The 20,541-nt window shown below is 66.7% G+C and carries 19 protein-coding genes; 8 read left to right on the forward strand and 11 right to left on the reverse strand.

The genetic code is table 11. The features are described from left to right. Nucleotides 1-214 precede the first annotated feature (214 nt). From NMQ16_RS14570 to NMQ16_RS14585, 4 genes are all read left to right on the forward strand, one after another. On the forward strand, nt 215-919 hold the full coding sequence (locus NMQ16_RS14570; RefSeq protein WP_257081561.1) for a haloacid dehalogenase type II: 705 nt from the start codon (nt 215-217) through the stop codon (nt 917-919). Between the two features lie 139 nt (nt 920-1,058). Further along, entirely contained in the window at nt 1,059-2,063 is a 1,005-nt protein-coding gene (locus NMQ16_RS14575) for a hypothetical protein (protein ID WP_257081562.1), read from the forward strand. Between the two features lie 25 nt (nt 2,064-2,088). Next, nucleotides 2,089-3,186 (forward strand): ATP-binding protein, encoded by a 1,098-nt coding sequence (locus tag NMQ16_RS14580; RefSeq protein WP_257081563.1) that lies wholly within the window; start codon nt 2,089-2,091, stop codon nt 3,184-3,186. Further along, the gene (locus NMQ16_RS14585) at nt 3,179-4,558 is read left to right on the forward strand and encodes a VWA-like domain-containing protein (RefSeq protein WP_257081564.1); all 1,380 of its coding nucleotides are present in this window, start codon (nt 3,179-3,181) and stop codon (nt 4,556-4,558) included. The genes NMQ16_RS14580 and NMQ16_RS14585 overlap by 8 nt, the downstream gene beginning before the upstream one ends. 35 nt (nt 4,559-4,593) lie before the next feature. Here NMQ16_RS14585 and NMQ16_RS14590 read toward each other — a convergent pair whose 3' ends face one another. Next, nucleotides 4,594-5,505, reverse strand: a complete 912-nt coding sequence (locus NMQ16_RS14590; RefSeq protein WP_257081566.1) for a LysR family transcriptional regulator — start codon at nt 5,503-5,505, stop codon at nt 4,594-4,596. A gap of 210 nt (nt 5,506-5,715) precedes the next feature. On the opposite strand from NMQ16_RS14590, the gene NMQ16_RS14595 reads away from it, so the two are divergent. Next, nucleotides 5,716-6,324, forward strand: coding sequence for a hypothetical protein (locus NMQ16_RS14595; protein WP_257081568.1), 609 nt, complete (start codon nt 5,716-5,718; stop codon nt 6,322-6,324). A gap of 37 nt (nt 6,325-6,361) precedes the next feature. On the opposite strand, the gene NMQ16_RS14600 is transcribed toward NMQ16_RS14595, so the two are convergent. Then, nucleotides 6,362-6,661 carry a hypothetical protein gene (locus tag NMQ16_RS14600; protein ID WP_257081569.1) on the reverse strand — a complete coding sequence of 100 codons (300 nt, stop codon included), beginning with the start codon at nt 6,659-6,661 and terminating at the stop codon, nt 6,362-6,364. Between the two features lie 130 nt (nt 6,662-6,791). Further along, nucleotides 6,792-7,166, reverse strand: a complete 375-nt coding sequence (locus tag NMQ16_RS14605) for a DUF4149 domain-containing protein (protein ID WP_257081570.1) — start codon at nt 7,164-7,166, stop codon at nt 6,792-6,794. 178 nt (nt 7,167-7,344) lie between these two features. On the opposite strand from NMQ16_RS14605, the gene NMQ16_RS14610 reads away from it, so the two are divergent. Next, nucleotides 7,345-8,028, forward strand: coding sequence for a hypothetical protein (locus tag NMQ16_RS14610; protein ID WP_257081571.1), 684 nt, complete (start codon nt 7,345-7,347; stop codon nt 8,026-8,028). Here the strand turns inward: NMQ16_RS14610 and NMQ16_RS14615 are convergent, their stop codons facing one another. The 3 genes from NMQ16_RS14615 to NMQ16_RS14625 all read right to left on the reverse strand — a co-directional run bounded on the left by NMQ16_RS14615 (nt 8,029) and on the right by NMQ16_RS14625 (nt 11,245). After that, the gene (locus tag NMQ16_RS14615; RefSeq protein WP_257081573.1) at nt 8,029-9,711 is read right to left on the reverse strand and encodes a flagellinolysin; all 1,683 of its coding nucleotides are present in this window, start codon (nt 9,709-9,711) and stop codon (nt 8,029-8,031) included. It abuts the gene before it with no gap. Between the two features lie 165 nt (nt 9,712-9,876). Further along, nucleotides 9,877-10,380 carry a cytochrome c gene (locus NMQ16_RS14620; protein ID WP_257081575.1) on the reverse strand — a complete coding sequence of 168 codons (504 nt, stop codon included), beginning with the start codon at nt 10,378-10,380 and terminating at the stop codon, nt 9,877-9,879. 262 nt (nt 10,381-10,642) lie between these two features. Continuing rightward, the gene (locus NMQ16_RS14625; protein ID WP_257081577.1) at nt 10,643-11,245 is read right to left on the reverse strand and encodes a DUF502 domain-containing protein; all 603 of its coding nucleotides are present in this window, start codon (nt 11,243-11,245) and stop codon (nt 10,643-10,645) included. 248 nt (nt 11,246-11,493) lie between these two features. Between NMQ16_RS14625 and NMQ16_RS14630 the strand changes: the two genes are divergently transcribed. Both NMQ16_RS14630 and NMQ16_RS14635 read left to right on the forward strand, forming a co-directional pair. Continuing rightward, a complete protein-coding gene (locus tag NMQ16_RS14630; protein ID WP_257081579.1) occupies nt 11,494-13,317 on the forward strand; it encodes a DUF1800 family protein in 1,824 nt (607 codons plus the stop codon). Between the two features lie 17 nt (nt 13,318-13,334). Beyond that, the gene (locus NMQ16_RS14635) at nt 13,335-14,531 is read left to right on the forward strand and encodes a DUF1501 domain-containing protein (protein WP_257081580.1); all 1,197 of its coding nucleotides are present in this window, start codon (nt 13,335-13,337) and stop codon (nt 14,529-14,531) included. 315 nt (nt 14,532-14,846) lie between these two features. Here NMQ16_RS14635 and NMQ16_RS14640 read toward each other — a convergent pair whose 3' ends face one another. The 5 genes from NMQ16_RS14640 to NMQ16_RS14660 all read right to left on the reverse strand — a co-directional run. Beyond that, complete coding sequence (locus tag NMQ16_RS14640) at nt 14,847-16,460, reverse strand: metallophosphoesterase (RefSeq protein ID WP_257081581.1); 1,614 nt, start codon at nt 16,458-16,460, stop codon at nt 14,847-14,849. Nucleotides 16,461-16,812: 352 nt separating this feature from the next. Next, the gene (locus NMQ16_RS14645; protein WP_257081582.1) at nt 16,813-17,274 is read right to left on the reverse strand and encodes a four-helix bundle copper-binding protein; all 462 of its coding nucleotides are present in this window, start codon (nt 17,272-17,274) and stop codon (nt 16,813-16,815) included. Between the two features lie 161 nt (nt 17,275-17,435). After that, nucleotides 17,436-18,938 carry a PEP-CTERM sorting domain-containing protein gene (locus NMQ16_RS14650; protein ID WP_257081584.1) on the reverse strand — a complete coding sequence of 501 codons (1,503 nt, stop codon included), beginning with the start codon at nt 18,936-18,938 and terminating at the stop codon, nt 17,436-17,438. A 248-nt stretch (nt 18,939-19,186) separates the two neighbouring features. Beyond that, nucleotides 19,187-20,176 (reverse strand): Ig-like domain-containing protein, encoded by a 990-nt coding sequence (locus NMQ16_RS14655; RefSeq protein WP_257081586.1) that lies wholly within the window; start codon nt 20,174-20,176, stop codon nt 19,187-19,189. 153 nt (nt 20,177-20,329) lie between these two features. Continuing rightward, nucleotides 20,330-20,541: excalibur calcium-binding domain-containing protein (locus NMQ16_RS14660; protein WP_257081587.1), on the reverse strand; the 212-nt coding region annotated here is incomplete at its 5' end.

The raw sequence follows: 20,541 nt of genomic DNA on the forward strand, positions 1-20,541 counted from the left end.
CCCCACAGCCAGAGCCAGCACCCCACAGCCAGAGCCAGCACCCCACAGCCAGAGCCAGCACCCCACAGCCAGAGCCAGCACCCCACAGCCAGAGCCAGCACCCCACAGCCAGAGTCAGCACCCCGCATACCCACCCACACCAACCCATTGCAGCGACGCCGCCGCCATCGGCACTTCGTTAAGCTGCACCTTTCGAATCCGGATGGAGATGGCGATGCATGACGTGAAGGCGCTGGTGTTCGATGTGTTCGGCACGCTGGTCGACTGGCGCACGGCGATCGCGCGCGAGGCGGAGACGCTGCTCGGGCGGGCGGGCTTCGACGTCGATGGGCCGGCACTTGCCGACGCCTGGCGTGCGGAATACCAGCCGGCGATGGAAGAGGTCAGGGCGGGCCGGTTGCCCTTCATGAAGCTCGACGCACTGCACCGGCACAACCTCGACATCGTGCTGACCGCGTTCGACGCCGAGCGCGCCGACGAGGCCACGCGACATGCACTCACGCTGGCCTGGCACCGGCTCGACGCCTGGCCCGACGTGGCCGCCGGACTTGCCGCGCTGCGCCCGCATTACCGGCTCGCGCCGTGTTCCAACGGCCACATCGCGCTGATGGTCGATCTGGCGCGACGCAACGACTTTCCGTGGGACGCGATCACCGGCGCGGAACTGGCGCGCGACTACAAGCCCAAGGCCATCGTCTACCGTTCGGCCGCCGACGCCTTCGACCTCGCCCCCGGACAGACGATGATGGTCGCCGCCCATTCGTCCGACCTGGCCGGCGCCGCGGCCGCCGGATTGCGCACCGCCTTCATCGCCCGCCCGGACGAGCACGGCCCGGGACGCGGCGAATCGAAGCCGGAGGTGCCGGTCGACATCGCGGTCGACAGCGTCGTGGAGCTGGCGAAACGCCTTTTGCGCTGAAAGTACTTCATCGCTGTCGGGCCCGCGGCGTTGCAGCATGCGGTGATTTTTCGCTGCGCTACACTGCGACGGGCAGTCAATTCGAGCGGAGCGCGGCAGGCATGAGGCGATTCGGAGGTTTGCAGCTGAAGGCGGCGCGATGACGACGGCACCGCTGTCGCACCACGACATCCTCGCGCTGGTCGAGCCCTTCGTCCGGCGCGGGCGGCCGGTCGATCTGCCGGCGAGCGACCGGCTCAGGCGGCAGCTGGTGTTCCGGCCGGTCACGCATGGCGCCGAGGCGCCGGGCGGTGCATCGCTGGTCGAGGTGCTGCAGCTCGACCAGCCGGCGGCCGATCGCTACCGGCTGACCCGTACGCTGACGCATGCGTCAGGCGCGGCAGCCCGGCTGGTCGCGGAGGGCGCACCGCCGGGCGAGCTGCTGGCGCGCGTCGAGGCGATCGACGTGCAGCGGCAGTTCCGTGCGATCGGGCGCTTCGTCATCGGTTTGTCGTACCGGCTTGGCGGTGGTGACGGGCTTTGGCGTGACGACACGGCTGTCGATGCGCCGGTGCTGACCGACGCCGACGTGCGCGGGGCGGGCGTCGTGCTGACGATGGAGGTGTCGTCGGTCAAGGGCGTACCGGCCGAACTGAAACTGGCCGAGGGGGGCGAAGGCGCGATCGAACTGCCCGATGATCTGCTGGCGGTGCTCGGCCGCGACTGGGACTGCTTTCGCCGCAGCCTGACCGACGAGGGCGGCTGGCGCGGCACGGTGCAGCTGCGCGGGCGCGGTGTGGCGCGCAGTGCCGATGCCGAACGCAAGCTCGAACAGGCGGTCGTCCATCTCGACCGCACGCTGTCGCGCCCGCCCGATGCCTTCCACACCGACTGGCGTGCCGCGCGCTGGGGCGTGTTCCTGCGCCGCACGATTCCGGTGGCGACCTGCGTCGGCCTGATCCTCGCGGCGGCCGCGTTACCCTATTTTGGCATTTCGGAAGATTCCGTCGTCCACATGCTGCTGTTCAATTCGCCGCCGCTGCTGCTGCTGGTGTTTTTCAGCATGCGCGAAATTCCACGCATTGAACTGCCGCCGTTGCCGCGCCGTCTGAGTGCTGCAGCGTGGCGCGCGCCGTCGTCCGTGCACGCGGTGTCGATCCACTGAGGTTTCCAGGTTCAAGCGAGGTTCGATGTCTGCCAATCCGATGAACATCCCGCCGGTGTCGGTCGCGGCCGCCAGGGCGGCGCTGATCGAACAGTTCGCCGACCCGGTGCTGCGGCGGCGCGCGACCATGCTGTGGGGCTCGCGCGGGGTCGGCAAGTCGTCGGTGGTACGTCAGTTGGCGACGCATTTTGGTGTGCCGCTGGTCGATCTGCGCCTGACCACTATCGAACCGGTGGATATCCGCGGCGCCATCTATGCCGACGAGGTGCAGGGCAAGACGGTGTGGTTTCCGCCCGAGTTCCTGCCTGCCGCCGACGCGCCCGACGGCATTCTTTTTCTCGACGAACTGACCGCGGCCGACCAGCGGCTGCAGATTTCGGCCTATTCACTCATTCTCGACCGGCGTGTCGGCAACTACCGGCTGCCTGACGGCTGGCAGGTGATCGCCGCCGGCAATGCGAGCTTTCACGGCGCGGTGTGCCACGACATGGGCACCGCACTGGCCGACCGCATGTTTCACTTCAATGTGCAGACGGTGATCGACGCCTTCCTGTCGCACGCGCTGGCCATGGGTTTCGCGCCGGAGGTGATGGCCTATCTGAAGGTGCGGCCGGACAAGCTCGACGACACGCAGGCGCAACTCGCGAACGACTATCTGATCGGCGCCAGCCCGCGCGGCTGGGAAGACATTTCGAATGTGCTGAAGTCGGGCGTGTCCGAAACGGCGCAGCGGATGTTCGTGCAGGGCCGCATCGGCGCGGCGAACGCGGCCGAGTTCTTCGGCGTGCTGCGCGAACTGCGCGCCGGTGCCGACGTGATGCGCCTGCTCGACACGCCGCGCGGTCCGGCCACCGCCGCGCTGCTGCCGCAGACGCTCGATGGCCTGTACGGCCTGATCTACGGCCTGCTCGCCGCCTGTACCGATGCACCGCGCATGACGCGCGGGCTCGACATCATCGACCAGTTGCCGGACATCCGGGGCACGGCGCCGCTGCCGATCCGCGAGGCGCAGACGCTGGCCATGGAACTGCTGATGCAGAAGGCGCTGGAAGGCGATCTGGCGGCGGCCATCCTCGACAGCCCGGCCTACCGGCGCTACGTCGACCAGCGCCGCGATGCCTGAAGGCGCCCCCTCGGCGAGCCACTCGCTGTACATCCATCGCGGCACGCGCGCGGTGCAGCGCATGGTCGAATTCGCGCCGGCCACCGGCGGGCTGGCGCTGTGGGTGCGCCATCGCGACCTGCCGGCCGACGCCGACACCACGCCGGCGCCGCTCACCACCGACGGCCACACCATCTTCTACGGTGCCGCCTTCGAGCGGCTGCCGATCGAGGAGCAGGCCGCTCGCGTGGCGCACGAGGTGCTGCACATCGCGCTGCGCCACCCGCAGCGCTTCACCGAACTGCAGCAGGTGCTCGGCGATGCCGACCTGCAGCTGTTCAACCTTTGTGCCGACGCGCTTATCAACAGCGCGCTGTCGCACCTCGAGTGGCTGCGTCAGCCGGCCACCGCCGTGCAGCTCGACCGCCTGCTGACGACCGTGCTGGGCATCGACCAGCCGGTCGAGAAATCGCTGCTGGAATGGGATGTCGAACGCCTTTACCGGGCCATCGACGACCGCCGGCCGCCGCCGTCGGGCGGGCGCAGCCGTACGCCGCGCCAGCACGGTGGCCAGGACGCCGACACGGCGGGCGGTGCGACCACGCCCGCACCGCAGGCGGACGGCACGCAAGCCGCCGCACGACCCGATGGGCCGAAGTCGGGCCGGGTCAGGGCGTTCGGCTGCGAGTCGGAACGCGACCTGGTACTCGGCCCCGATACGCGCGGCCCGCCGGAGGCGGAAGCGGAGCAGGCGCGCGAGTGGAGCGAGCGGCTGATCCGCGGCCACGCCAACGACGGCGCGCATTCGATGCTGCGCACCTTGATCGCCGATCTGCCGCGCAGCCGCACGCCGTGGGAACAGGTGCTGCGCATCCGGCTCGCGCGCAGCCTTTCGCCCAAGCGGGACCTGTCGTGGTCGCGGCCGTCGCGTTCCTACATCGCCAATCAGGGCCGCGCCGGCACGCGCCACCGCATGCCGTGGGAACCGGGCTTCAGCGCGGCGAAGACCGTGCCGCGGCTGGCGCTGATCGTCGATGTGTCGGGCTCGATCGACGATGCGCTGATGGCCCGCTTCACGCGCGAGATCGAAGCCATCAGCCGCCGGCTCGAAGCCGGGCTGGTACTCATCATCGGTGACGACCGGGTGCAGCGCGTCGAACAGTTCGCCGCCGGGCGCGCCGATCTGGGGGATCTCACCTTCACCGGCGGTGGCGGCACCGACTTCACGCCGCTGCTCGAAGAAGCCGATCGTCACCGGCCGGACATCGCCGTTGTGCTGACCGACCTCGACGGCCCTGCGCGCTTCCGGCCGCACTGGCCGGTGCTGTGGGCGGTGCCGGAAGCCGCGCGGCGCGCGCACGTACCCTTCGGCCGCCTGCTGCAACTCGACTGATCGCCGATCGGCGGGTGCGCGGCGGCCGCGGACGCTCAGCCCGGCGCGTCGGGCTTTGTCAGGCAGGGAATGTGCGACCAGTCGAAACCGGGCAGGAAGGCGAGCAACTGGTCGACGGCGCCGGAGTGCGGTCGGTCGCTCAACACCATGGCGCGCACTTCGCGCACGAAACGGGCGTCCGGCACGTGCGTGAATGACAGGCCGCCCGAGACCGCGGTCGATTCGGCCATGAAGGCGATGCCGACACCGGCCCGGACCATGGTCTGTACCCAGTCCTCGCGCGGTGTCTGCTGCACGACTTTCACGTCGACGCCACGTTCGGCCATCACGCGCTCAATGTAGAGGCTGTACTCGCACAGGCTGCGCTGGCAGTAGGCCTCGCCCTGCAGATCGGTGAGCGACAGGGCGGCCCGCTGGCCGAAGCGGTGTGCCGGCCCGTGCGCCACCACGAAATCCTCGGCGTACAGCACCGGTCCGCTGAAGCGCCGGGCGATGGCGAACGGTGACGCGAGCAGCGCGACATCGATGTCGCCTTTGTCGAGCGCGTCGATCAGCGCCTCCATCGAGCCTTCGCGGAACTGGACGTCGGACTTGGGGAAGGCCTGCTGAAATGCGAGGAAGGCCGGGAATATCGCGTTCAGATCTATCGTGCAGATGATGCCGACGCGCACTGCTTCCGAGCGGTCCCGCTGCAGCCGGCGCGCCAGCTCGCGCGTCTGGCTGGTCGCGGCATAGATCTGCTGCAGGCTGGGCAGCATGGAGCGCCCGAAATCCGTCAGGCTGACCGCCACCTTGCTGCGATCGAACAGCAGCCCGCCCAGGGTGTCTTCCAGCTTCTGTATGGCCTTGGTGAGTGCGGGTTGCGATACGAAGCAGCGTTCTGCCGCACGCGTGAAATTCAAGGTTTCGGCCACGGCGAGACAGTAGCGGATCTGATAGAGCTCCACGTTTCACTCCTGAAGAGGGCCTTCGCGCGATAAGCAAGGCTTATCGCGCGATGAAAACTTGTCATTTCCCGGGTCGGCACGGGCTGACGACAATGATCGATGTGTCGTTGCGGAATCCCCCTCGCACAGTATGCCCATCCACCTTGACAGTTTGACGCCCCCCGCCGCAGCGCGGCACGCCGATCGCCACCCTGGTGCACGCGACACACGATGAAGCACGATGCGGACGACGGGCTGGAAGGGCTGCGACGGGCCGTGGCGGCGCGGTCTCTGGGCATCGAAGGGGATGCGGGGCTGACCGACGCGCTGCTTGAGCGCTATCGGCGCGCACTCGGGCGACGGGTCGCCGATGCCCTGCGCAGGCGTTTTCCGTGCAGTGCCGCCATGCTCGGCCGCCGATGTTTCCACACGCTGGTGCAACGGCTGGTCGTCGAACGTCGCGAAGTCATCTCGTTGCGGCAGGCCGAACAGATCGTGTCCGGCGGATGGCTCGGCCAACAACAGGAACTGCAGGCGGTGCCCTGGCTCGGCGAACTGGTCCGGATGGAATCCGAGATTGCAGAATTGATGGCTGCCCCCCTGGCGCGGCGAGCTCTGCCGATGAACGTGCGACACTTCCGTTCGGACTGGGATGTGGTCCGGATATACGAATGGTGGCGCAGCGGCGCGCGGGGTAAGGTGCAATCGCCCGGTGCGCGCGTTGCGGCGATCATCGTGGGTCGCCCGGGGCGCGTGTGCATCGTCCGGCTGCCGTGCATCCAGCCCTTGCGTGATGCGGCGACACACGCCTGTCTCGCAGTCACCCCGCCCGGCGGTTAGCCGGGCAGCGCGATCGCGGGAGCGTCAGGGCAACCGATCAGCCGTTGCCACCGCCGTAATGCTTCTCGCCCATCCATTCCTTCGCGTCGAGCATGCCGTCGCCGTTCTTGTCCATCTTGCCGAAGCTCATTTCCATCGTTTTCATGAATTCGGCCTTGCTGACCATCTTGTCGCCGTCGCTGTCCATCTTCTTCATGACTTCCATCGTGCGCATCTTTCCGGAGAAGTCCATGAAATAGACGGATGTCTCGTCCGGGCCGGCCTGGGCGGCGCTGGCGGCGATCGACAACAGCAGGGTGAGCGACGCGGTGCGCAGCGACTCTTTGAGCGTAATCATCGGGTGACTCCTTGGTTGACGGGCGATGACGACCCGAACAGGAAGACTGCGCGGGCCATCGGGTCGAGTATCCGAAGTGCCGTGAAGGCTGTGAAATACCAAGTTTCGATGACCCGATAACCGGCACCTATCAGGCTGCCCACAGCGCCCAGACGAGCGCGATCAGGATGATGACGTTCAGCCCCACGCTGAGCCCGTGCAGCAGGCCGAAGCGGCGACGGTCGCCGCGGTCGGTGGCGGCATTCACGGCCGGCGTGACGCCCCACAGCGAAATGGCGAACAGCACGGTGCTGACCGCCGCCGCCAGGCGCACCGCTGGTGGCGCGTCGATGACCGCTGCGATCAGGCAGGCGGCGCCGAGCACGGCGTAGTACTTCGGGAAGAAGTTGCGCACGTACACACTGGCCCACTGCTGCGGCAACACCTTGAAGATGCCTGGCGCGACCGCCACCGTGAAAAACAGCATCACGCCCACCACACCCGCCACGATCAGTTCGCTCAGCATTGCGCCGCCTCCTGTTTGCATGTCAGGGCAACAGACCCTGCGTGCCTGCGGCACAGACAGGCCGACGCGCCGCAGGTTCTGCCGATCCGGGACTTGCGCGCAACGGGCGGGCAGTGAATGCTGTGATCAGCTGCGGAGCAGGGAACGCCCTGGATCGCGCGAACCATGAGGGCTGAACATGTCATCCGGAACGCCCGTACGGGCCGCTGAGCGTGCGGCTGGACTGACGAGCGCCGTGCGGCTGATCGCCGCGCTGCTGCTGACGGCGGTGACCGGCGCCTTCGTGCTGGCCACCAACCGCGACCTCCAGATGTCGTGCACACCGCACGGCATGCTGAGCCTGCAGTTCGCGGGCTCGGCCGACTGTGCCGGGCTGATCGTCCGGAGCTGGGGCGCCCAGTGTGCCGACACCGCGGCGCAGCGCATGCAGCAGGGGTGCACAGCGTCCGGCGGTTCGCCGGACGCGGCGCAGCAGCGGGTCGAAGCGCGCCCGCCCGAGGCGCGCCTGCGCACGGCGCGGCAGACGCTGTGGGCCGATTTCGCCTTCATGACGGCATACTCGATCTTCCTGTGGATGCTGTGCACACGCGCCACAGTGTCGCTCGGCGGCATGCCGCGCCGCGTCGGTCAGGCGGCCACGTTCGCAGCCCCGCTGGCGGGTCTCGCCGACGTCAGCGAAAACCTCGCGCATCTGATGTTTCTGGCAGCGGGTGCCGACGGCCCCGGCGAGGTCTTGTTCGCATGGGGGCATTACAGCGTGCTGCTGAAGTGGGGTCTGATCAGCCTGATTGCGGCGTTTCTGGCTGCAGCAGCGCTGCACCGGCTGGTCAGGTGGACGCAGCCGGCCGCAGCGCGGCGTTGATCAGCCGCGCAGCAGTTGCAGTGCGAGATTCGGGAAGGCGTTGGCCTGCGCCAGCATGGCCGTGCCGGCTTGCTGCAGGATCTGCTTGCGGGTGAGTTCGGCGGTTTCCTGCGCGAAGTCAGCGTCCATGACGCGCGAGCGCGCGGCACTGGTGTTCTCTTCCGACAGGCGCGCGGCCTGGGTGGCCATGTCGAAGCGCGACATGACGCCGCCGAGCTTGGCGCGTTCGGCGACGAGGTGTTCGATCGCCTGGTCGATATGCACGATGGCGCGCGTGGCCTGATTCGTCAGGTCGACGCCATCCACGCCGAGATTGATGGCGCTGACGCCGCCCACCGACACATTGATGGTCTGTTTCGACGCCGCCCCGACCTGGAAGGCCATCTGCTGCGCACCGGTGCCGCCGGTGATGCCGCCTGGCCAGGTCAGCTGGAAACTGGTGAGCGGTTGTTCGCTGTACTGCGTGCCGCGGTCGGTCAGCACACTGGTGGCGCTTTTCACGGCGCCGCCGTCGGCATCGAGACCGCCGATGGCGCCGGTGTCGGCATTCGTGAGATTCAGGCTGGCGATGTAGCCCGCCGCCGCTGCGTTGAACTGCGTGCCGAAGTCGGCCAGGCCGGCGAAGGCGCCACCGCTGGCGTTGGCCAGCGCCTGGTCCAGCGTGCTGCCGGCGTTGGCGCTCAGATAGGTCATGATGTCCTTGACGCCATCGCCGCCGGTCGCCTTGATTTCGTCATGCATGTAGCGCAGTGCCGCGTAGCCCGCCGAGTAACCGGCGCTCGCGGCCACGCTGTCGGCGTTGAAGGCCGCCAGCATGCCGGCCAGCCCGGCGCCGCCGTTGTAGTCGATCGACAGCCGCTCGTCGGCACCGTGGATGAATTCTGCCGCACCTTCCTTGAACCAGTTGGGCAGGGCGGTGAAGTTCATCGAGCGCCCCATTACGGCGTGCACCATTTCGTGCGCGATGATGCGGTCGTTGTAGAAGGGTGCATTGCCGCCATTGGGCAGGTTGGGCGGCGAAAAATCCGCCATGTCGATGTTCAGGAACTGATCGGTCACCTTGCCGCCGGGCGCGCCCACACCGGACACCGACGCCGCCACGCCGCCGGCGCCGTCGGTGAAGGTGAGGTTCACGGTCAGCGACGCCCCGTCGCCATAGATGCCGAAGCTGTCGCCGATCAGCGTTTCCGCCTCTTCGAGCCAGCCCAGACGCAGTCCGTCTACCACGGCACGGATGTTCGGGTCGTCACCGCCGATGCTGCCGGTGGTCTGCGCGAACACCTGCTTGCCGTTGAACTGGGTGTGCTGGGACACCTGCGTGATGCCCTGCAGCAGCGCGCTGGCTTCTTCCTGCAGCGCCGCCCGGTCGGAGCTCGACAGGCTGTCGCTGGCCGCCTGCACCGCCAGTTCGCGCACCCGCTGCAGCGAATCGGCGATCGAACCCATGGCGCCTTCGGTGACCTGCACCATCGAGATCGCATCGTTGATGTTGCGCACCGACTGGCGTTCGCCGCGGATCAGCGCTTCCATGCGCGAACCGATGGCCAGCCCGGCCGCGTCGTCCGCTGCGTTGTTGACCCGCAACCCCGACGACAGACGCTGCAGCGTGCGCGCCATGCCCTGACTCGTCTGGTCAAGGTGGCGCTGCGTATTCAGCGAATAGGGGTTGGAGGCGATCCGCACGATCCGTCTTCTGTCGCAATGTCAGTCGGGAAAATACCCGTCAGGCGTGTTTGCGGCAGGGGTGCGGCGTTACTTGAGCGGCATTGCGCGATCCGGATTGATGAAAAGTGTGCCGGGCAGCCGCCGCGGCGCCCGTGGCGGGCGCCGCGGCGGGCCAGCCATGAATCAGGCGCCGTCCGGCCGCACGTTCGCGACGCTGCCGTCCGAACGACCTTTCAGATACGCGTACAGGTCGTCGATCTTGTCGGCCAGGAAGGGGTGACCGGGCATGCCGAGCGCGATGCGCCCTTCAAGCACTGCCTTCTTGAAGTCGTCTTTCGACAGCGTCTTCAGCGACGCGATCAGCGACGGGCCGACCATGCCTTCCTGCGCCGGGCCGTGGCAGCGCTCGCACGCCGCCGCCCGCCAGGCTTTCCAGCCCTTCACGACATCGCCGCCGGAGGCTGTGGCGGCGACTGCGGCCGGTGCCGCCGGCGGAGTTTCGGCTGGCGCGGGTTCGGCAGGGGAAGGTGAGGCAGCAGCGGGTGCCGGTTCAGCGGCGGGCGCGACCACCGCAGCTGTCGGCTCCGCCACGTTTCCGGCGGCGGCAGGCGCAGGCGACGCCGTCACTTCCGCGACCGGTGTCGCCGTCACTTCGGCGGCGACCGGCGCCGGGGTGACTTCGGTCATCGGAGCGGTCGCCGCAGCCGGCGGCGCAGCAACAGGTTCGGGTTCGGCCGGTTGACCACAAGCGCCCAGCAACAGCGCGAGCAGGCTTGCCGAGACAAGTTGAGCAGTATTCAAGGCAGTTCTCCCGTGAGTCATCGTATTCAAAGGGTACTGCGATCCGTGCCGATGCGCCGCCCCGTGTCGGCGACGTCTGACGGCGCGCGCAGCGCCGGGCGCATGCCCGGTCCGGCAGTACAGACGATGCCGGTGCGCGCCATGCCGGTCAGCGCGCGTCCGGTTTTACCCGGTTCGACGACATGTAGGCGATCAGTGCCATGCGCATCGCCTCTTCGACCGACATGTCCACCTGCGTCACCCAGGCGCGCGGCACGAACACGGTGTAGCCGCCGATCATGTAGCCCATCGGCAGATACACCGCGACCTGGTCTTCCAGTTCGGCCAGGCCGGCAGGCAGACCGGCCATCGATTGCCGGGTCACCAGACCGGCGATGCCCAGCTCGTTCCCGGGCATCCGCAGCAGCACCACCTGCTGCGCCGACTCCGGATGCGGAGCGAAATAGTCGGCGAAGTTCTTCAACGAGGAGTAGATGCTCTTCACGACCGGCAGATTGGTGAACGGCAACTCCACCCAGGACAGCAGGCGTCCGGTGAAGCGCTGCGACACCAGTGCACCGAGGGCGAGAATCATCAACGCGCCGATGGCGATGCCGAGCCCCGGCAGATAGAAGTCGCCGATGACCGGCCGGATCATCGACATCGCGAGCCGCTCGGTCCAGGTGACGAAAAGCACCAGCACGTAAACGGTGAGAGCCACCGGCAGGAAGGTGATCAGGCCGCGGAAGAAATATTGGTAGAGGCGATTCATGGCGGGCAGTCAGGACGGGGTGCGGCGCAGCATACCGCGCGCCGGGCCCCGCGACAGGTGTCGGGCCATACGCCTTCGCGGGGTGACGCGCCCGTTGCAGGCATACAACGGGCGCGATGCCCGGCGCGCGGCAGAGCAAGGTGGCAAAATTCCAGAAAATCCCGAGTCGAATCGGGACGAAAGGCTCTGGAAATGCGAAGCGGAGCAGGAATAGCCTGATCGCCGTCCTGTTCCGGAAGCGATCCGCAATGTCCCGATTTCCCCTGACCGCGCTCGTTGCCTTCGCGATCGTCCTGTTCAGCGCCCAGTCGCCGGCCGCATCGCCGTTTGCCGGCGATCTGGCCCCGATCGGCCCGCCCGACTGGAACCGTGCGCGCGCTGCACATCTGCTCGAGCGGGCAGGCTTCGGCGGCACGCCGGAACAGATCGACACGTTGGCCCGCCTGACGCCCGCCGAGGCGGTGCGCCGTCTCGTGTACTTCGAAGGGGCGCCCGCCGCTGATCTGCCGCCGTTCGATCATTCCGGCGTGTACGAGGAGGGCCTGGACCCGTTTCCCGCCAGTCGGCCGGCCACCACCGATGCCGCCCGCGACAACGGCGAGGTGATCGGTGTCCGGGTGAAGGCCGGCGGCAACCGTCGCATGCAGCCGGTGGTGAACAAGTTCTTCTACTGGCTGCGCGCCAGCAAGCTCGAAACCGACCGCGTCGCCTACTGGTGGGCGAACCGCATGCTCACCTCGCCGCGCCCGCTGCAGGAGAAGATGGCGCTGTTCTGGCACGGCCACTTCGCCACCAATGAAGACAAGGTGCGCGACTACCGCAAGATGCTGAATCAGCTTGAGCTGTTCCAGAATCAGGGCCTGGGCAACTTCCGCACCTTGCTGATCGGCGTCGCGCAGGACCCGGCCATGCTCGCCTTCCTCGATGCCGGCGTGAATGTGAAGGGCGCCCCGAACGAGAACTTCGCCCGCGAAATCATGGAGCTGTTCACCATGGGCGTGGGCCACTACAGCGAGCACGACATCCGCGAGGCGGCGCGCGCCTTCACCGGCTGGAATTTCGAGGGTGTCGCCTTCCACATCGATGCCGCGAAGCACGATGATGCCGCCAAGGAGGTGCTTGGCCGGCGCGGCAATTTCGACGGTGTGCAGGTGATCGACATCATTCTCGACCAGCCCGTCACGCCGCAGTTTCTGGCAACGAAGCTGTACCGTCACTTCGTGCGCGAGGACGTCGATCCGGCGCTCGCAGCGGAGCTGGGCAGGCGCCTGAAGGCCGGCAACTACGAGATCGCCCCCTTCCTGGAAATGCTGCTGATGTCGCGCGATTTCCATGCGCCCGAGTCGGTCGCGACGCGCATCAAGGGGCCGGTCGAACTCGTGGTGTCCACCTACCGCAAGCTCGGTCTCACCGAAGTGCCCGGCGTGCCCGACTTCAACGAAACCACGGCCGCCCTCGGCCAGCGCCTGATGCATCCGCCGACCGTGGCCGGCTGGGCGCAGGGCCGCAGCTGGATCACACCGGGCCTGCTGCTGGAACGCGGCAATTTCGCGCTCGACGTGGCGCTGCCCGACATCAATTACATTCCCGGAGACCGCTATCCGGCAGCGCAGGCCGGATACGAAATCCGCTTCGTGCATGAGCGCGTGCGCAGCGGCCTCGACCTGACTACGGCGACCAAGCCGGGCGGTGCCGATGGCGGCATGGAAATGATGGCGATGTCGACAATGAGCGGCGATCGCGATGAAGACTTCAATACGCGCTATGGCAGCTATCGCGGCTGGCAGATGGCGGTCGAGCGGGTCAAACCGATTTCGCGCACGGTGGCCCGGCTGGATCTGACCGGCATGGTGCTGAATGCCGGCTGCAGCACGCCGGAAGACGTGGTGGCCTATATGGAACGCCGCTTCCTGTCGGTGCAGCTCGACGACGCCACGCGGAGCAAGCTGGCGGTCTTTCTCGAGAATGAGTTGGGTACGCGCGACATGAAGGCGACCGCCACGTATGCCGAAGATTCGCTGCGCCTGCTGCTGCATGTGCTGCTGAGCCGGCCCGAATACCAACTCGGCTGAGCCGAAAGCACCGCACCATGACCACAGACCACAACCGCCGCCGCATCCTGAAGGCGTCCGCCGGGCTGATGATTCCCGGCGTCTTCGGCACCATCGCGCGCGCCGCCGCGGCGGCCGAAGCCGAAGACCGCATCCTGGTGGTGTTCGAAATGTCCGGCGGCAACGACGGCCTGAACACCGTCGTGCCTTACGCCGACGACCGTTACTACCGTCTGCGGCCCGCCATCGGCATCCGCCCGGACAAGGTGCGCAAGCTCGACGACCGCTTCGGCCTCAACCCGGGCATGGCCGGTTTCGAACGCCTGTGGAAGGACGGCAAGCTCGCCATCGTGCATGGCTGTGGCTACGACAATCCGTCGTTCTCGCATTTCACGTCGATGGCCTATCTGCACACCGCGGCCCCGAACAGCGGCGACGACTACGGCTGGGTCGGCCGGCTGGCCGACGCCATGTCGCCCGCGCCGGTGCCGAACTATCTGCTCAACATCGACACCGCGCAGTCGCTCGCGGTGCGCAGCCGCGTTCACACGCCGGTGGTGTTCGACGAGCCTGACCGCTTCGTGCGCAGCGCCTTCCACCAGGCGCGCGGACTGCTCGACGATGTGGCGGTGGCCAGTACCGACAACCCGTCGCGGCGCTACCTCGAACAGGTGGCGGTCAGCGCGCGCGAATCGTCGCTGGCGGTGCGCGACGCGTGGTCGAAGTACAAGACCACGCAGGACTACGGCATCGTCCCGCTCGGCCTGCCGAAGGTGGCCGCCTGCATTGCGGCCGGCTTGCCGACGCGTCTGTACTACGTCGGCTATCGCAACAACGCGTTCGATACCCACGTGCAGCAGTCCGACCTGCATCAGCGTCTGCTCACCTACACGTCGGATTCGATCCACGGCTTCCTGCGCGACATGGAACGCATTGGTCAGGCCGACCGCGTGAGCATGCTGATCTTTTCCGAGTTCGGGCGCCGGGTACCGGAGAACACCAGTCTGGGCACCGACCACGGCACCGCCAACGTCATGTTCTTCGCCGGCAGGCAGGTCAAGGGCGGCCACTACGGCACGCCATCCGATCTGGGTGCGCTCGACGCCGGCGACAACCTCGTCCACACGACTGACTTCCGCTCGGTGTACGCCAGCGCCATCGACGGCTGGCTCAAGGTCGGCGCCGCCGACACGATACTCAAGGGCCGCTTCGCGCCGCTGCCGGTGTTCGGCTGAAGCGGGCAGGGCCCTCGTCGGCCTGCGCAGGGGTATTCGGCGCCGTCATTCACCACCGAATCCGGCGCATTCGGCGTGACCCGTACGCGCTGTGTGGTGGGATATTTGTGGGAGCGGCGGCCCCGCCGCGATGGGCACGTTGCACTGCGACTGTCGCTGCACGATCGCGGCGAGGCCGCCGCTCCCACAGCCCTCCGACCCGTTGGCTGGGCGCACCTGCAGTAATGCGCCAGTGCCCGGAGCACAAGAAAAAAGGCCGGACCCCGCTGCAGAGGTCCGGCCCTGAAAGGTTCGGCGAAGCTGTTGGCGGGCCGCTCAGGCGCGGCGGCGGCGGGCTGCCAGCGGTACCAGTACGATGAGCCCGCCGAGCATGAAGGCCAATGCAGAAGGCTCCGGCACGGCGGACACGGCAAACTGACCATTGCGGTCGACCACTGCCCAGACCATGTTGGCGGCCGTATCCACGCCGTAGGTACCGAGGCCGTACTCAGCCTGCCAGTCGCCGGCGACGAAGGTCGGCGTCCCTTCGGTGTTGGCATCTGCCGCAAGGACCCACGATCCGTTCAGCTCATACATCAGGCGCAGCATCGACTCGTCGACCGCGAGGGACTCGTCGTAACTCATGGTGAGCACGAAGGGATCGGCCACGTTGTCGAGATTGTCATCCATGCCGCCCAGGTAGAGGATGTCGCTGACCAGCCCATCCTTCGTCGCCATCCAGCCGAAGTTGACGATGTTGCCGAGCTGCTGGGTGATGCCCGGGCCCGAGTCGGGTTCGGTCGTCACCGAGCGGCCATCGAGGTTCTCGCCCGCCAGGATTTCCGCGTCCGTGCCGACAAAGCCATTGCCCGCGGCAATCGTGCTCTTCAGGCCTGCGTAGGATTCACCCACGCCGATGCCGTATGAGTCGCCGTTGGTCGAGAACGTGGTGCGATCAGCGACACGCCACTCGGGCACCCACGTCTCGTCATAGTTGGACGAGGCCGGCGGCGTTGCCGAATAGTGCGTGAAGGTCACGAACGGCCCTTCGATATCGACGATGCTGTAGCCGACCTCATTGCCGATCAGCGCGGCGCCGACTTCCTCACCGACGTTGAACTCATTTTCGAAGCGATAGTATTTCTCCGCGTTCGAGCCCGCGACGATGTGGTGCAGCAGCACGTCCTGCCCGGCGACTGCGGCCGAGCGGCTGTACTGGTGGTCGTGGCCGCTGAAGTAGGCGTCGGCGCCGTTCGCCCCCAGCTGGCCGAGGATCTGCAGCCGCAGCGCGTCATCACCGAGCACGCCTTCACGTGCGCGACCGAAGAAGGGCTCGTGGGCATAGACGAACATGTGGTCATTGCTGCCCTTCTGCTGGCTGGTCACCCAACCGATGAGCTGGCTGGGCAGCGCACCATACATGTCGAGCGAGACGAAGCGTGTGTTGTTGTAGGTGAACGAGTAGGACGCGCCCGGGCCCGCCACCACGGCCGGTGCGCTCAGGCCGGGAAAGGCAGCCGACCATACGTCGGTACCGCGATAGCCGGAGGGCCCGAGCAGGGGGTCGAGGCCTGCGATGGTGGTTTCGGCCCGCACGTCATGATTGCCACGTGTTGCATAGAACGAAATGCCGGCATCGAACAGCGGCTGGGCAGCCTGCTTCCAGGTATCGAACTCGCCCGCGGTGCCGTCTTCGGTCAGGTCTCCGATGGAGATCAGCAGGTCGATGTCGTGGTTGTTCACGAAGCGGTCGACCACGGGCTGCATCAGCCGCACGGAAACGCCGCGGGGATCGCCGCCGCCCTGCGTGTCGGTGAGAAGGCCGAATGACCACTTGGTCGAGGCCGGGCTTGCGGCGGCAGGTGCGGCGAATACCGGATAGGAGGCGAATGCGAACCCGATCCAGGCAGCGACGACGAGACGGGTTCGAGCAACGTTCTTCAGTTTCATGGAGATCCTCGATGGAATGAATTCGAGGCGCCAGTCTCTTTGGTGGCGATGACGTCAATGTGAATCGATGCGGATTTTCAGGCGGCGTCCTATGTCGAACGGATGGCGTCCGATGGCTCAAGCCGGATTGTCGGCAGCGGCAGCGGCAGTGCATGCCGCCGCAGGGTGGGCGTTCATCGGCATCGAGTCCTGCGCAGTCAGCGTGGCCAGTGCCCGATGCGTGCGGGGTATTTTGTGGGAGCGGCGTCGCTCCCACAGGGGCTTTACCTACAGGGGCTGCTCACACAGAAACTGTTCCACCGGTGCTGCGCCCGGGCTCAACACGGGTTTGCTTTGGCGGGCCGTCCTGATCTCAGGTCAACGTCCTGCATGCCTTGATGCAGTCCTGGCAGGCATCGAAGCAGGCCTTGCATTCGGCGTGATGATCAACGTGCGGCTTGCACGCGTCGGCGCAGCGGTTGCACCCTTCGAGCGCCACCTTCGCGGTGGCGACCAGCAGCGGCGAATTCTGGGCCGCGAGGCTTTGCAGCGCCGTGCACAGCGCCAGCATCTGGCTGACCGCCTTGGCGCAATCGCCCATGCCCTTGTCGCCCTCGGACAGCAGGCGGATGCAGTGCTCGCGGCACACTTCACCGGTCGAAATGCAGGTACTGGTGGATGCAATAAGCTTCATGTGGGGCGTCGACGCCACTGAGGCCTTGCCGCTGTGATGGTGGTGGTGGTCGTGCGCGGGGTCGTGCTGGGCAAGCGCCTTGCCCGACAGGCCCGCAGCCGTCGCGGCGCCGAGAGCGCCGATCAGTTCCCGTCTGTCCATATCAGATCCTTTTCAAGGGTATGGCCGTGCGCCGATGCCGACGGCGCACGCATCTTAACCGTCCTCGACGGCGTGCAGAGCCAACGCAGCCCGCGAAATCGATGTCGCTCCGTCTGCGAGACAGTGTCGAAGAAGGGCACCCCTGAAAACGCCGGCAAGGCTCAGTGATGCGTCGCCTTCCGGCGCCGGCGAGCTGCGCAGCCGGCCATGACCGCCAGACCCGCCAGCATCATCGCCCAGGTGCCGGGTTCGGGCACCGGCGTGAGCGAGGTGGCCGCGAACTGGAGACCGCCGAGGCGCTCTGCCACGAAGATTTCCGCGCTGTCGGGGCCGCTGGTGTTGATCGTGAAGGTCAGCTCGCCGGTCCTGCCGGCAAAGCTGGAAATGTCGATGTTGAGCAGGTTGATTTCGTCGGTCAGGTAGTCATCGCCGCGAAAGCTGGCCAGCGTCTGCCCGTCGAAGGCCACGTCCAGCACGGCACCGACATTGTTCTGCGTGAATGCGAGCGGCACGTCCATGGTCGGGGCGTCGGGCAGCGTCGCGGTATAGACCAGAACGCCGGGCGATGCGGTATGGACCGAAATGCCCTCGAATATCACCTCGCCCCGGATGCCCGTCCCGCCATTGCGGCTTCTCCAGAACAGCTTGCGTTCGGTTGGCGTTGCGTGCTCCCACTTTTCCTTCTGATGCTCGAGAATCGCGCGCTTGATGGCGCCTCCAATGCTGAAATCCGTGGCATTGACGTTGTCGAGCCAGCCGAGAAACCGGTCGAATGCGCTGTCGACCCGGTAATTGACGGTGTATTCGCTCTTGAGTGCCAGGGTGCCGGTCACGCTGCCCCGGACCTGCGACACGGCGAGCGGGCGGCGCGGTCCGTAGCCATACCTTGGCAACAGCGTGGCTTCGGACGAGTCCGTGAACACGATGGTACGGCTGGCATCTTCTGAAAAGATCATCTGAATACTCGACAGGTACGGCTGCGACGTCGTCTGAGTGAATATTTCGGCGCCGCCGGTGGCACCCAGATCCGATTGCAGCACCACCGTGCCGGCCTGGGCGCTGTAGACGAGCGAGGCCGGAGGCAAGATGGCGCTGATTTCAGCAAACAGTGCGACACGTTCTGTATTCGGCGGCGCCACGGCCAACTCGCCGCGCACGCCGAGCGCCAGGACCTTCATCGTCAGCGATGACGACAGATACCGGGCAAAGGCGTTCTCTTCGGCAATTGAGACCGAAATCAATTCCTGCCCCGGCTGAAAGTTGATCGCGTTGGAGATGCTGTAGACGCCGTTGACGCTGATGTCGATCGATGTTGCCGCGCGGGCGCTGCCGCAGACGGCCAGCATGGCCACAGCCAGCATGCCGAGTTTCAGGTTTGTTCGAGTTTTCATGGGTCGCCGGGTGCTGTTGGGAAGACGGATGGAACGTGCGCGACATGCCCCGCCGGCACGGCGCGCTGCAGGATATGCAAACGGAGCGAGGTCACGTATGGACATCGCGGTTGGGAGTACGGGGACCTCGGAGGCAGCCAACAGACTGCTCCAAAGCCGCGGGAAAACCGGGCTGCCGCTGTCGCAGCGACCGGGGAGCGAAAGAGGCGGGGTCAGGGCATGGTATTTCCGCGACCTGAAGGGCTGACCCGCCCATGGCTTGGCATGACGCACGGCACGCCACTTGCGGTCGCTGCCCTCCGCTCACGCTTCGTCATGGTTGCGCCCGGTTGAATATCGAAATCGCCGGATGCGCATGAGCAAGAACCACGCCCCGCGTCGGGGCTGATGAATAGCGGTGTTGAATCAACGGCGTGCCGTGGGCGGGCCATGTCGGTCAAGGTCGACCTGTAAAGAATGCCGACACCCCACACGCGCCGCGGGGCGGCGTGGCTGAACGTTGCTCGGCAGGGGTAGCGCGCTCAGGTCGCCGCGCGGCGCCGACCCACGAATCCGACTGCAGCCAGCCCGGCCAGCATCATCGCCCAGGTGCGCGGTTCGGGTACGGCCACCACATTGATGTTGACCAGCGCCGAGCTCGAGCGGCCGAGTTCGTCGATCGAGAAGTAATGGAAAGTCGCCAGTCCGGCAAAACCCGGATCGGCGATATAGCGGAAGCTGCCGTTGGTGATCACGCTGTCCAGCGTGCCGCTGCTCGGATCGAAAAAGCTCGAAACCATGACTTCTCCGATGCCGCCCCGGTCGTTCGCCAGCAGGCCGGGTGCGAGGATGTCGAGCGTGCCCCCGCTGAGCACCGTGAAGGTGTCGTCGAACGCCACCGGAATGGACGCGGCGGTATCGATGAACACGGTGGCGCTGGCGCTGCGGCCCAGCTCGTCCTCGGTGCTGTAGCTGAAGCTTGCCACACCGGCAAAGCCGTACTCCGGGGTGTAGCTGAAGCTGCCATTGGTGACCACGGTGTTGAGCGTGCCCGAGCTGGGATCGAAGTAGCTGGTCACGATCACCTCGCCGATGCCACCGCGGTCATTGGCCAGCAGGCCGGGCGCCGAAATGTCGAGGGTCAGTCCGCTCAAAGTGTAGTAGTCGTCGCGTGCCTGCGGCAGCGTGGTGCTGGCATCGATCGTCACCGTGGCGCTCGACTGGCGGTCGTACTCGTCGACGATGAAGTAGTCGAAGGTCGTGATGCCGGCAAAGCCCCACTCCGGCGTGTAAAGAAAGGAGCCGTCGGTGACCACGTTGTTCAGCGTGCCCGACCCCGGGTTGAAGAAGCTGCTGACGGTCACGCCGGTGCCGCTGTCGTTGGCCAGAATGCCGGGCGCCGAAATGCCGAGCGTGAGGCCGGTCAGTTCGAACAGATCGTCGCGCGCCACCGGTTCCGGCGGCAGCGTGACGGCGAGGGCATTGAAGGTGCTGCACGCGAGCAGGCTTGCAAGTAGGGTGGTTGCTTTCATCGGTGGGCTCCCGGTGGCGCAGGAGATCGAAGTGACCTCCACGAATCCCGATCATCTTTGGCTGCCATGCAGCCAGCAAGCCGGGCATGGCGGGCGGCGTGAGCGATTTCGCACCGCCGGAAGGACAATGGTGCGGGCTGGACCGACTTCAGCTCAGAAGCTGCACCATTGCTCCTCGCACGGCACGCCATCATGGTCACCGTCCATCTTCGTGTCCGGACAGTTCTTGATGAAGAAGGTCGCGTCGTCGCAGGACGTCATCTGACTGCATTGGCGACCGTCGCAGAGATGCGTCACGGATGCGTCAGAATTGAAGCGGCGCCGCCACGGCGGCGCGCCGCGCGTGTTCTTGTGGGAGCGGCGGG

It is taken from the genome of Methyloversatilis sp. XJ19-49 (assembly GCF_024580145.1).
Taxonomy (GTDB): Bacteria; Pseudomonadota; Gammaproteobacteria; order Burkholderiales; family Rhodocyclaceae; genus Methyloversatilis.